This window comes from Segatella copri (assembly GCF_051861805.1).
Classification (GTDB): domain Bacteria; phylum Bacteroidota; class Bacteroidia; order Bacteroidales; family Bacteroidaceae; genus Prevotella; species Prevotella copri_M.
This window is the reverse complement of the sequence record NZ_CP146520.1, coordinates 2,575,622-2,588,469: the sequence shown is the minus strand read 5'-3', so window position 1 is coordinate 2,588,469 and position 12,848 is coordinate 2,575,622. Positions and strand designations below refer to the sequence as shown.

The 12,848-nt window shown below is 51.2% G+C and carries 10 protein-coding genes and 1 pseudogene; 10 read left to right on the top strand and 1 reads right to left on the bottom strand.

Features of this window, described 5'->3' with window-relative positions:
* Positions 1–470: 470 nt before the first annotated feature.
* Positions 471–1,151 (top strand): annotated as a pseudogene (locus V8Z93_RS10100) (carbohydrate-binding module family 20 domain-containing protein); the annotation flags it as partial.
* A 123-nt stretch (positions 1,152–1,274) separates the two neighbouring features.
* The gene (locus tag V8Z93_RS10095) at positions 1,275–1,934 is read left to right on the top strand and encodes an HAD family hydrolase (RefSeq protein ID WP_256624735.1); all 660 of its coding nucleotides are present in this window, start codon (positions 1,275–1,277) and stop codon (positions 1,932–1,934) included.
* A gap of 284 nt (positions 1,935–2,218) precedes the next feature.
* Here the strand turns inward: V8Z93_RS10095 and V8Z93_RS10090 are convergent, their stop codons facing one another.
* Positions 2,219–2,926, bottom strand: a complete 708-nt coding sequence (locus V8Z93_RS10090; RefSeq protein ID WP_299331484.1) for a LytR/AlgR family response regulator transcription factor — start codon at positions 2,924–2,926, stop codon at positions 2,219–2,221.
* Between the two features lie 318 nt (positions 2,927–3,244).
* On the opposite strand from V8Z93_RS10090, the gene V8Z93_RS10085 reads away from it, so the two are divergent.
* The 8 genes from V8Z93_RS10085 (at position 3,245) to serC (ending at position 12,688) form a co-directional block, all read left to right on the top strand.
* Positions 3,245–4,345 carry a phosphatidylinositol-4-phosphate 5-kinase gene (locus tag V8Z93_RS10085; protein WP_203038576.1) on the top strand — a complete coding sequence of 367 codons (1,101 nt, stop codon included), beginning with the start codon at positions 3,245–3,247 and terminating at the stop codon, positions 4,343–4,345.
* 312 nt (positions 4,346–4,657) lie between these two features.
* Positions 4,658–5,101 (top strand): YhcH/YjgK/YiaL family protein, encoded by a 444-nt coding sequence (locus V8Z93_RS10080; protein ID WP_203038368.1) that lies wholly within the window; start codon positions 4,658–4,660, stop codon positions 5,099–5,101.
* 53 nt (positions 5,102–5,154) lie between these two features.
* Positions 5,155–7,269, top strand: coding sequence for an alpha amylase C-terminal domain-containing protein (locus tag V8Z93_RS10075; protein WP_439431418.1), 2,115 nt, complete (start codon positions 5,155–5,157; stop codon positions 7,267–7,269).
* Between the two features lie 10 nt (positions 7,270–7,279).
* The gene (locus tag V8Z93_RS10070; protein ID WP_439431417.1) at positions 7,280–8,389 is read left to right on the top strand and encodes a DUF6057 family protein; all 1,110 of its coding nucleotides are present in this window, start codon (positions 7,280–7,282) and stop codon (positions 8,387–8,389) included.
* The gene (locus tag V8Z93_RS10065; RefSeq protein ID WP_439431416.1) at positions 8,376–8,645 is read left to right on the top strand and encodes a hypothetical protein; all 270 of its coding nucleotides are present in this window, start codon (positions 8,376–8,378) and stop codon (positions 8,643–8,645) included. Before V8Z93_RS10070 ends, V8Z93_RS10065 begins: the two co-directional genes overlap by 14 nt.
* Before the next feature lie 69 nt (positions 8,646–8,714).
* Entirely contained in the window at positions 8,715–9,938 is a 1,224-nt protein-coding gene (locus V8Z93_RS10060) for a tetratricopeptide repeat protein (RefSeq protein WP_439431415.1), read from the top strand.
* Positions 9,939–9,992: 54 nt separating this feature from the next.
* Complete coding sequence (locus tag V8Z93_RS10055) at positions 9,993–11,312, top strand: DEAD/DEAH box helicase (protein ID WP_439431414.1); 1,320 nt, start codon at positions 9,993–9,995, stop codon at positions 11,310–11,312.
* A gap of 305 nt (positions 11,313–11,617) precedes the next feature.
* Positions 11,618–12,688: a 3-phosphoserine/phosphohydroxythreonine transaminase gene (gene serC / locus V8Z93_RS10050; protein WP_203038371.1), complete on the top strand. Its 1,071-nt coding sequence runs from the start codon at positions 11,618–11,620 to the stop codon at positions 12,686–12,688.
* Positions 12,689–12,848 lie beyond the last annotated feature (160 nt).

Here is a 12,848-nt window from a genome sequence, read left to right as displayed (position 1 = left end):
TAACGTTTTATCTACTCAAGTTTTGCAAGTACCCTCCGGTCCCCGAAGGGGGCCAACTCTCAATAACCGCTGGTGGAATGGCCGAAGGTCATGGAACCTGCGGACAACCAATAGTAGGGAGGAATCGTCCCCAAAGGGGGCGAACCACATCCCGTCTTGCTACTGTTCGCCCCCTTCAGGGACGGCAAGAGAGGGTATATACTCTATCCGCAGGTTCCATTCCCTTTGGTCATTCCACCCGCGGTTATTCACGTTCGCCCCCTTCGGGGACGGGAAAATGCTGCTTGCGAAAGTTCTGTATTTCTACATAAACGTTTTACGGTGCAAAAGTACAGTAAAAATGGCAAATAGCAAAGCGTTGTCAATTAAAATAGGTTAATTCCCGATTTCTTTATCCGTGGTATGAACTTTTTCCGTACCTTTGCAGGATAAAAAGACCCTTGCATGGTAAAAATACCTGCATAGAAGAAATGATAGATTTAATACGGAATGAAGATATGAAAATGAAATTTACGATAGCCTATAAGGCGGAGTGGGGTGAGACGGTGCATGCTGACATCACCTTCTTCTCGCGCGACGGAAAGCGTGAGACGCTCGATCTTGCACTGAACACGGCCGACGGTTACCACTGGCTGGCAGAGACCCATGCCCGACAGAACCGCCATCATCCATACGACGCCATCGCCTATTATTATAAGGTGGTGGATGCGAAGGGCGCCCTGATGAGAAGGGAGTCGGTACGCTCGCCGCGCGCCTACACCTACGACGCCAACATGAACTACATCTTTTCCGACTTCTGGCTCGACGACGAGGTGGAACTGACGGGAGAGGTGTCTAACTACACCGTGCCTGCCCAGTGGAAGGGCGACGAGGTGGCAAGACTGCCAATCTTCGAGCAGACCGTGATTTTTAAGGTTTCCGCCCCACGCCTTCACGAGAACGAGGCGCTGGGACTGCTGGGCAACCATCCTACCCTGGGCGAATGGAACACCGAACATTATCTGCCGATGACCCATCTGCAGGGCGACGACTGGGTGCTCTCGGTGAACGTGATGGCGCTGGAATCGCCACTGGAATATAAATATGTGGTGGTGGATGCGGAGACGAAGGCCTTCAAGCGCTGGGAGTATGGCGAGAACCGAACGATGGGCACGGGCTACGCCTACGGACAGGTGAAGGAAAATAGCACTTACACCACGGGTGCGCCCGACGAGGTGCGCCTCTTTACCAACGACGTCTGCGTGCTGCATGGCGGCGATTTCAGGGTAAAGAGAATGTCGCCCCATGCGCAGTTTAACTACGATACTTACATCTTCGACCTTGACGGCACGCTGCTCTCCACGCTGCAGGACTTGGCGGCTAGCTGCAACTACGCCCTGAAGAAGAACGGAATGCCTGAGAGAACGCTGGATGAGGTGCGCCGCTTTGTGGGCAACGGCGTGAAGCTGCTGATGATAAGAGCCGTTCCGGATGGCGAGAAGAACGAGAAGTTTGAGAAGGCGTATGCTGATTTCCGCCAGCATTACATGATGCATAATCTTGACACGACGCAGCCTTACAGGGGCGTGATGGAGATGCTGAGGGAACTGAAAGACAGGGGAAAGCAGATTGCCGTGGTGAGCAACAAGTTTTATGCGGCAACGCAGGCGCTCTGCCGTCATTTCTTCGGCGACCTGGTAGAGGTGGCGATAGGAGAGCGTGAGGATATCAGGAAGAAACCGGCTCCGGATACCGTGAACGAAGCCTTGCGCCAGTTGCACGCCGATAGAGACGGGGCGGTTTACATTGGCGACAGCGACGTGGATGTAATGACGGCGAAGAACAGCGGAATGCCGTGCATCAGTGTGCTCTGGGGCTTCCGCGATTTGGATTTCCTCATCGCCCATGGTGCCCATATCTTCGTTTCTACTCCGGGACAGATTGCGGGAATATAAAATCATCGATTTTCTTCATCGGATTACGCTGAGTTAACGGAACACTCTTGCTCCACGGATTACGCACGGAATTTAAACGGATTTGGCCTTGCGGCCATTGGGCTAGCGCCGTATAGGCTGGCTTGCGATTGCCAAGTAATGGCAGACTTTTTCCAGCTATAGGGGGTATCGCCACGACCGTCAGGTCGAGTTTCCGTTTAAAATCCGTGAGTAATCCGAGAAAGGCGATTAAGGTTCCGTTTATTCCGCGTAATCCGATGAATAATGACACACCCTCTCATTATTTATATTTCGTGCTCGTCAATGAACTTGAGAATTTCGTCCTTGAAGGATTCGGAAATCGGGATGGCCAACTTGCCGAAAATCATCTTCATTCGCTCGATGGTGTCGAAGTTGGTCATGTTGGCAAGATAGGAACGGTGAACCCGCTTGAACTTCTCCCTCGGCAGCTTCTCCTCCAGTCTTTTCAGGTTGCCCAGCGTCGTGATGCATTCTCCTCCTTCCAGATGGAACATCACGTAGTCCTTCAGGCTCTCAACGAAGAGAATCTTCTCGAAGGGAACGCGTATGTATCTGGAATCACTCTTTACGATCAGGAACTTATCGCGCTTGATGGGATTGTACATGTCGTCCTGCATGTAGCTGTTGAACACCTTCTCGCAGGCTCCCATGAAGTCTTCGTGGGTAATCGGCTTCACCAGATAGTCGAAGGCGTTCACCTTGTAAGCCTCGATGGCATATTCCTTGAAGGCAGTGGTGAAGATAATCTTTACGTTCTTAGGCACAATCTTGGCAAACTCCAGTCCGCTTATCTGCTGCATGTGGATGGCAAGAAAGAGAATATCCAGATGGTTGTGGCGAATTCCGTCTACTGCATGGATGGCGCTGGTGTAGGCGCCAATGAGGTTGAGCGTCGGCGTATCGTCGACGTATTTCTTCAGGAGCTCCAAGGCCCCTGGATCCTCGTCTATAATTGCACAGTTTAATATCATTGCTCTCTTGATTTGTAGGGTTCGATAAAATTGTTATTTTCTAGAAACGGAGAAGCATTGGATTTATTGTATATTGATATTATTTTTTCTTGATAACTATTATTTTTCTTCTTTTTACCTTAAATTTGTTTAATCTATTTGGCTGTTTGCCGAAAAACCGCTAACTTTGGGGATTGAATCGATAGATTATCGACGGAACATCGAATCTTATCGACTGAATTTTGAATCATAAAGACTATAATCGACATGAAATATAAGACAAACGAATATAACAACCCTATGTGGGCGAGCAAGGCTTTAACCGCAGGCAAGCCCCTGATGATCGCCCTGCTGCTGGCGTTCTCGCCCCTGGCTGCATCGGCCCAGAAAATCTCGCTCGGTTCCTGCACCACCCGCGACGGCGGACAGTATAAGGGCGAGATGGTGAGCGGAAAGCCGCAGGGCAAGGGAACCACCGTCTACACCAACGGCGACACCTACGAGGGTTCCTACCTGAAGGGCAAGCGAAGCGGATATGGCGTCTACACCTTCTCCGACGGCGAACGCTACGAGGGACAGTGGCTGCAGGACCAGCAGCACGGCAAAGGTACGTATTATTTCCAGAACAATAATAAATATGTGGGACTCTGGTTCCGTGACTTCCAGCACGGACACGGCGTGATGTACTATTACAACGGAGATAAGTACGACGGCGACTGGTACAAGGACAAGCGACAGGGCAGGGGTACTTACACCTACTCGAACGGAGCGCAGTATAAGGGTCAGTGGATGAACGACATGAAGAACGGAAACGGATTCTTCGACTGGGGCGACGGAACCACTTACGACGGACAGTGGGTAGACAACCAGCGTTCGGGCAAAGGTACGTTCAAGTATGCTGACGGCGACACCTACATCGGCGACTGGAAGGATGACATCCAGGACGGAAAGGGAATCTACAAGTTCCACAACGGCGACGTCTACGAGGGCGACTATGCCCAGGGCGAGCGCACCGGCGAGGGAATCTTCCGTTCAGCCAACGGTGCGAAATACACCGGACAGTTTCTCGACGGTCAGCGTTCGGGACAGGGCACCTTCATCTGGAAGAACGGCGACATCTACGTAGGTTCCTGGAAGGACGACCTGCAGAACGGCAGGGGCAAGTTGACCAAGAAGAACGGCGACATCTACGAGGGCGAGTTCAGAAAGGGTCATGTAGACGGCAACGTGGTGATTCACTACGCCAACGGCAACCGCTTCAAGGGTGTTTACCGCAACGGCAAGCGCGAGGGGTTCTGCATAGAGGAGACCAAGGAAGGCAAGCGCTTTGAGGGCAACTACAAGAAGGACGCCCGCGACGGCAGATTCGTGGAGAAAGACCGCAACGGCCAGGTTACGGCCAAGGGCGTCTATGAGAACGGAAAAAGATTTGAAGATTAATATAATATAGTAAATTGAACTGAACTTTCGCATGTGGTTCAAGAACGGGCTGAAGGCCCAAAAGCTCCTAGCCCAGGGCATCGCCCTGGGTATAATGGCAATCAGCAAGGCGCCCTGTAAGGGCAAAAGCTTTATGTTTTGTCTGGAGTTTTAAAGCTTTTGCCCTTACAGGGCGACAGGTTTGCGTCCGTAATTACCCAGGGCGATGCCCTGGGCTAGGAGCTTCTGCCCTTTCAGGGCGTGTGGGGCTTACATGCGAAACTTGAGTTAATATAATATAGCAAATTGAAGATTCATATAATATATTAAACTATGGTAATTGATACATTAGACAATTTGGAGAAATACGTTTCTCTCAATCCACTCTTCGCAGAAGTAGTAAAGTTTATCAAAGAGAATGATCTCGCTAAGTTGGAGACTGGCAAGCACCCTATCCAGGGCAGCGACCTCTTCGTAAACATTGCCGTGGCTCACGGCAAGACAGAGGAAGAGGCTACCATCGAGGCTCACCGCCAGATGATCGACATCCAGATTCCGCTGAACACAGAGGAGACCTACGGCTACTCTCCAGTGAAGGACCTGCCAGAGGTGGAGTACAACGAGGCAAAGGATTGCACCCTGTATCCAGGAGTGAAGGCGCAGACACTGGTAACCTGCAAGCCAGGCCAGTTTGCCATCTTCTTCCCACAGGACGGCCATCAGCCATGCATCGGCAAGGGTGACATCCACAAGGCCATCTTCAAGGTAAAGGCTTAAGCTGCCCTTGCCCTGAAAAACAACATAGTACTAACCATCTAAAATCATGATATATGGCAACAGAAAAGAAAACTTCAGCTAAGAAGACAACAGCCACGAAGACCGCAGCCAAGGCTTGTGCCAAGAAGACTGCAGCCAAGAAAACAGTGAAGGCTGCTGCACCCAAACATATAGGACTGGTAAAGAACGACCCATACCTGGCAGACTTTGAGCCAGCCATCGTAGGCCGTCATGAACATGCACTCTGGAAACTGGGCCAGCTTACCCGCAACGGCAAGATTACGCTCAGCGACTTTGCCAACGGATACGACTACTTCGGACTTCACAAGACCGAGAAGGGATGGGTGTTCCGCGAGTGGGCACCTAACGCCACCGACATCTATCTGATAGGTGACTTCAACAACTGGCAGGAATCGCCTAAATATCGCGCCAAACGCATCAAGGGCACAGGCAACTGGGAGCTCAAGATGCCGGAGAAGGCGATGAAGCACGGCGACCTCTTCAAGATGAAGGTGCACTGGGAAGGCGGAGAAGGCGAGCGAATCCCTGCATGGGCCAACCGTGTGGTTCAGGACGAGCAGACCAAGATTTTCTCTGCACAGGTGTGGAGCCCGGAACCGTACAAGTGGAAGAAGAAGACCTTCAAGCCTTGCACCGCTCCGCTGCTCATCTACGAGTGCCACATCGGAATGGGACAGGACGCCGAGAAGGTGGGCACCTACACGGAATTCAAGGAAAACGTGTTGCCACGTATCATTGAGGACGGTTACAACTGCATCCAGATCATGGCTATCCAGGAGCATCCTTACTACGGCTCCTTCGGCTACCACGTGAGCAGCTTCTTCGCAGCAAGCAGCCGCTTCGGAACGCCTGAGGAACTGAAGGACCTCATCGATACCGCCCATCAGAACGGAATCGCAGTCATCATGGACATCGTGCACTCGCACGCCGTGAAGAACGAGCTGGAAGGTCTGGGCAATCTTGCCGGCGACCCTAACCAGTATTTCTATCCGGGCGACAGACACGAGCATCCGGCTTGGGACAGCCTCTGCTTCGACTACGGAAAGGACGAGGTGATGCACTTCCTGCTGAGCAACTGCAAGTACTGGCTCAGCGAGTACCATTTTGACGGTTTCCGATTCGACGGCGTTACTTCCATGCTCTACTATAGCCACGGCCTGGGCGAGGCATTCTGCAACTACGGCGACTACTTCAACGGTCACGAGGACGACAATGCCATCTGCTATCTGACCCTTGCCAACTGCCTGATTCACGAGGTGAACAAGAACGCCATCACCATCGCCGAGGAGGTGAGCGGAATGCCGGGACTGGCTGCCAAGTTTACCGACGGCGGCTACGGCTTCGACTACCGCATGGCGATGAACATTCCAGACTACTGGATCAAGACCATCAAGGAGCTGAAGGATGAAGACTGGAAGCCATCAAGCATCTTCTGGGAAATCAAGAACCGCCGTGCCGACGAGAAGACCATCTCCTACTGCGAGAGTCACGACCAGGCACTGGTGGGCGACAAGACCATCATCTTCCGCCTCATCGACGCCGACATGTACTGGCACTTCAAGAAGGGCGACGAGAACGATATGGTTCACCGCGGAATCGCCCTGCACAAGATGATTCGTCTTGCCACCGCATCAACCATCAACGGCGGCTACCTGAACTTCATGGGCAATGAGTTCGGCCACCCAGAGTGGATTGACTTCCCACGCGAGGGCAACGGATGGAGCTACAAGTACGCCCGCAGACAGTGGAACCTGGTGGACAACCATGAGCTCTGCTATCATTATCTGGGCGACTTCGACAAGGAGATGCTCAAGACCATCAAGAGTGAAAAGAACTTTAACAAGACACCGGTGGTGGAAATCTGGCACAACGATGGTGACCAGGTGCTCGCCTACATGCGCGGCGACCTGCTCTTCGTGTTCAACTTCTCGCCAACCCGCTCGTTTACCGACTATGGATTCCTGGTACCTACGGGAGCCTACAGCGTGGTACTCGACACCGACAACAAGGCATTTGGCGGTAATGGTCTGAACGACGACGAGATGACCCATCTTACCAACTACGACCCTGTATACGTGAACGACCGCAAGGAATGGCTGAAGCTTTACTTGCCGGCACGTTCGGCACTGGTGCTCAAGAAAAATTAAATGTTGATTTATGAGTAATAAAAGGAATAGCACGGCGAAGATGCGCTTCGCCTGTGCTATCATTTTTTTCGTATTCAGTTATACCTACCTGGCTTGTTACCAGGCAGACATCTTAGCCGTGGGGCAGCACGTACTGTCGGATGGAAAGACCGACTATTTCTATACGCTTGCGCCGCTGCTGATAACCGCCGTATGCTTTCTGCTGCAGTTGGGAGCATACGCCGTAACCCGCGTGAAGCGCCGCTTCCATGGGTTGACTTATTTCCCTTCATTTCTGTTGCTGGCTTTGATTACCGACGTTCCGAACGACATCGACGTTCATCATTCCCTGGGCTGGTGGTGGTTCTTCCTGCCATTCAGCCTGCTGGTGTGGGGCGGCGTGATGTGGGTGGTTCGCCAGCTGGAACCGCTTGAGCAGGAGCCTCATAGCTTCGGCTGGTTCTCGCGTTACTCCTGGCTCAACATCAGCCAGCTGCTCGCGATGGCCATCGCCCTGCTCTTCATCGGCAACAACGACAGGCTCTTCCACGAGCGAATGAAGATGGAACATCTGATGAAAGAAAAACAGTATGAAAAGGCATTAGAGGTGGGCAGGAAATCGCTGCAGACGGATTCGTCGCTCACGATGCTCCGCATCGCCTGCCTCAACGAAACAGGCCAGTTGGGCAGCGAGCTCTTCACCTATCCGCTGGTGGGCGGCAGCGAGGCGATGATGCCTAACGGAACCTCGGTGAAGGCGATGATGTGGAAGTATCCGGGATGGATGAACAAGCCGTCGGCATGGATGGTAAAGCATCATCTGAAGTATAAGATTCCTGCCGACTACCAGCTCTGCGCACTCTTGCTGGACCGCAAGATAGACGATTTCGTAAGACAGGTGGGCAAGCATTACAATATAGTATCGGCCAAGTTGCCTACCCATTACAAGGAGGCGCTGGTGCTCTATTGCCATCTGCGCAGTCATCCTATTTTCGAATACCACGAAAACGTGATGGATGCAGACTATCAGGATTACCAGACCATGGAGGCGAAATACGCCAATCCGGTGGAACGCCAGTCGGCTCTGCACGATACGTATGGCAACACCTACTGGTATTATTACCAGTATGGCAGCAAGTAAAAGCAGTTTTTGGGATAGAAATCCTATAAAATGGTTTTGGGAATTATATCACATATTGAAGTTTCGCAAGTGGTTCAAGTACGGGCTGAAGGCCCAAAAGCTCCTAGCCCAGGGCATCGCCCTGGGTATAATAGCAATCAACAAGGCGCCCTGTAAGGGCAAAAGCTTTGTAAATTGCCTGATTCTTTTGAAGCTTTTGCCCTTACAGGGCGACAAACTTGCGTCCATGATTACCCAGGGCGCTGCCCTGGGCTAGGAGCTTCTGCCCTTTCAGGGCGTGTGGAGCTCACTTGCGAAACTTGAGTCACATAAAAAAAAAGAATGAATGATGAAAAGGAAGGTTAATATATGGAAGGCGTTTGCGCTGATGTTTCTGGTGCTGATGTCGCCCGTGGCGGCCTCGGCTCAGAAGAAGGAGATTCAGACAGCCAAGGACCAGGTGAAGGCGGGAAAGAATCTCGACCAGGCAGCGGCAAGCATGAAGAAACTGCTTGCCGACTCGGCGAACCGTACCAACAGGAAAATCTGGACGATTTACTTCGACGCCGTTCGCAAACAGTATGAGCAGGGTAACGAGAAGCTGTATCTGAAGCAGAAATACGATACGGCGCAGCTCTTCAACTACACCCGCCAGCTCTTCGAGGTAGCGTTTCAGTATGACTCCGTAGAGACTGCGCCCGACAAGAAGGGCAGGAGGGACTTTGAGTTCCGCAAGGGTCACAGCGAGTATCTGGCTCATATCCGTTCCAATCTCTACAACGGCGGCATCTGGTTTCTGAACAAGAAGAAATATCCCGACGCCTACAAGTTCTTCGACTGCTACATCGAGTGCGCCAGTCAGCCGATGTTCAAGCAGCGCAACTATGGCGAGAAGGACAAGCATCTGCCTACAGCCGCCTATTACGCCGTATATTCCGGCTACAAGATGAAGGACCCGAAGGCGACCCTGCATCATTCTTACGAGGCGCTGAAGGATACGGTGCACTATAATTATATGTTGCAGTATCTTGCCGAGACCTATATGCTCGAAAAGGATACGGCGCGCTACGTGGCTTCGCTGAAGGAAGGATTCAAGAGGGTGCCTACCTTCCCTTACTTCTTCCCACGACTGGTGGAATATTACGTGGTGCGCAACCAGCTTGACTCAGCGATGACGGTGGTAAACGAGGCGCTGATCGTAGTTCCCGACAGTGACGTGTATCTTGCCGCCAAATCGAATCTGCTCCTGGAGCAGGGCAAGCTGCAGGAATGCATCGAGGTGAGCAAGAAGGTAATCGAAGTGAACCAGAAACTGGGCGACCCATATTACAATGCAGGCATCTGCTACTTCAATCTTGCCGTGGAGCAGGACAAGAATTCGCACAATTCGCGCAAGGTGAAGGAACAGGTGGAGGCAAACTACAAGAAGGCGCTGCCTTATCTGGTGAAATATCGGGAAATGGAACCGAAGGAACAGGGCAAATGGGCCTTTCCGCTCTATACCATCTATCTGAACCTGAACATGGGCAAGGAGTTTGATGAGATAGATAAGGTGATGAAGCAGAAATAAATTAGAATAAATAACGGAACTGATTAGATTTTATAACTGATTAGCATAAAAAATATGATAGATAGAATTTTAGATAAATTGGGCATTGAGCTCAATGAAATGCAGCAGGATTCGATGAACGCTATCCTGCACGGCAACCAGGATGTGGTGGTGCTTTCGCCAACGGGTAGCGGTAAGACGCTGGCTTATCTGCTGCCGGTTTCGCAACTGGTGGATGCTGCCGATGATGAGCCGCAGGCCATCGTGGTGACTCCGGGGCGAGAACTGGCGCTGCAGTCGGCTACCGTGCTCAAGAACATGGGCAGCGGACTGAGAGCCATGGCGTGCTACGGAGGTAGGGCTGCGATGGACGAGCATAGAATGATGAAGCAGGTGCGCCCGCAGATTATCTTCGGAACACCGGGCCGACTGAACGACCATCTGGACAAGGGAAACTTTTCGCCTTACCACATCAAATATCTCATCATCGATGAGTTTGACAAGTGTCTGGAGATGGGATTCCAGGACGAGATGAGCCGACTTATCAAAAAGTTGCCGGGCTTGCGCCGTCACTTCCTGCTTTCAGCCACCGAGGCAGAGGAGATTCCTCGCTTCGTTCACATGGGCAGGGTGGATAAGATTGATTACCGCATGGACGAGGAGCAGGTGCCAGACCGCGTACATATATATAAGGTGGAAAGTCCGGTGAAGGATAAGCTGGAGAGTCTCGGTCTGCTTCTCCGCAGTCTGGGCGACCAGAGCACCATCGTGTTCCTCAACTATCGCGACAGTGTGGAGCGCACCAACAAGTATCTGGTGGAGCAGGGCTTCTCTACATCGTTCTTCCATGGCGGACTGGAGCAGAAGGAGCGCGAAGCATCGCTCTACCGATTCAGCAACGGCAGCGCCAATATCCTGGTGAGCACCGACCTGGCTTCCCGTGGTCTCGACATCCCGGACATCGACAACATCATCCACTATCACATACCTGAGAGCGAGGACGGCTACATCCACCGTGTGGGTAGAACGGCCCGCTGGGAAGCGCATGGAAGAGCCTTCTTCCTGTTGGGTCCTGAGGAGCACATTCCGGAGTACGTGGATTCAGAGGTGAAGGATTATGAAGTTCCATCTGCCGATGAGCTGCCGCAGCCAGCCAAACCAAAGATGGCTACCTTATATATAGGTAAGGGCAAGAAGGACAAGATCAGCAAGGGCGACATCCTCGGCTTCCTCTGCAAGAAGGGCGGACTGAATTCTTCAGAGATAGGAAAGATAGATGTGAACGACCGCTACGCCTATGCGGCCATCGCCCGCACCAAGCTGCGCAGCGTGCTGAACAATGTGAAGGGCGAAAAAATCAAGGGTGTGAAGACCATTGTGGAAGAAGTGAGATAGTTCTTCAAATAATAATAGCCTCATCTTGGAATCTGTTTCCGGATGAGGCTTTTTTGGTTATAAATCGTAATTTCCTGCATAAATATACGGGAAATATGTTAAAACCTCTAACAAAAAGAAAGAAATTTGCGCAAAACGCTAAAAATGTGCACGAAAATTTGGTAGTTTCAAATAAAATGTGTAATTTCGCAGTCGTAAATCCATCTTTGAGGATTACTCAATATCCTTTATGGGTGGATTGTGCAAGTAAGTTTCCTGCTAGCAGGAATCGTATACGTAAATCACTTAAATAAAAACATAAAAAGATGAAGAAGTACAATTTTAACGCAGGTCCATCAATGCTTCCACGCGAAGTGATTGAGAACACAGCAAAGCAGATTTTGGATTTTAATGGTTCAGGTCTTTCATTGATGGAAATCAGCCACCGTGCTAAGGATTTCCAGCCAGTTGTTGATGAGGCTGTCTCCCTTTTCAAGGAGCTTCTTGACATTCCTGAGGGTTACTCCGTAATCTTCCTTGGTGGTGGTGCGTCGCTGCAGTTTATGCAGATTCCTGCCAACTTCCTCATCAAGAAGGCTGCCTACATTAATTCTGGTACTTGGGCTAAGAAGGCTATGAAAGAGGCGAAGCATTTTGGTGAGGTCGTGGAGATCGCATCATCGTCCGACGCCAACTATACTTTCTACCCACAGGTGCCTAACAATGTGCCAGCTGATTGTGATTACTTGCATCTTACTAGCAACAATACTATTTATGGTACTGAACTTCGTGTAGATCCAGACGTGAACGTGCCTTTGATTTCAGATATGTCTTCAGACATCATGAGCCGTCCTGTAGATGTTTCCAAGTACACTGCCATCTATGCAGGTGCTCAGAAGAACCTCTCTATGGCTGGTGTTACCGTCATCATCGTGAAGGATGAGATGCTGGGCAAGGCTCCTCGTGAGATTCCTACCATGCTCGACTATCGCACCCACGTAGAGAAGGGCAGTATGTTCAATACTCCTCCTGTGGTTCCTATCTACACCCTGATGGAGAACCTGCGCTGGTTGAAGGCGAATGGTGGTGTGGAAGCTGCTGACAAGCGTGCCCACGAGCGTGCTGAGGTGCTCTATGCCGAGATTGACCGCAACAAGCTCTTCAAGGGTACAGTGGAAGAGGCTTCCCGTTCATTGATGAACATCTGCTTCGTGATGAACGACGAGTACAAGGAGTTGGAAAAACCATTCCTCGACTTCGCTACAGAGCGTGGCATGGTAGGTGTCAAGGGACACCGCTCAGTGGGTGGTTTCCGTGCCAGCTGCTACAATGCACAGACCATGGAGGGTGTTCAGGCACTCGTCAAGGCAATGCAGGAGTTTGAAGCACAGCACTAATTGATAGTTAACAGTTTATAGTTAAAAGTTAATAATAAAAGTTTCGCAAGTGGTTCAAGTACGGGCTGAAGGCCCAAAAGCTCCTAGCCCAGGGCATCGCCCTGGGTATAATAGCAATCAACAAGGCGCCCTGTAAGGGCAAAAGCTTTGTAAATTGCCT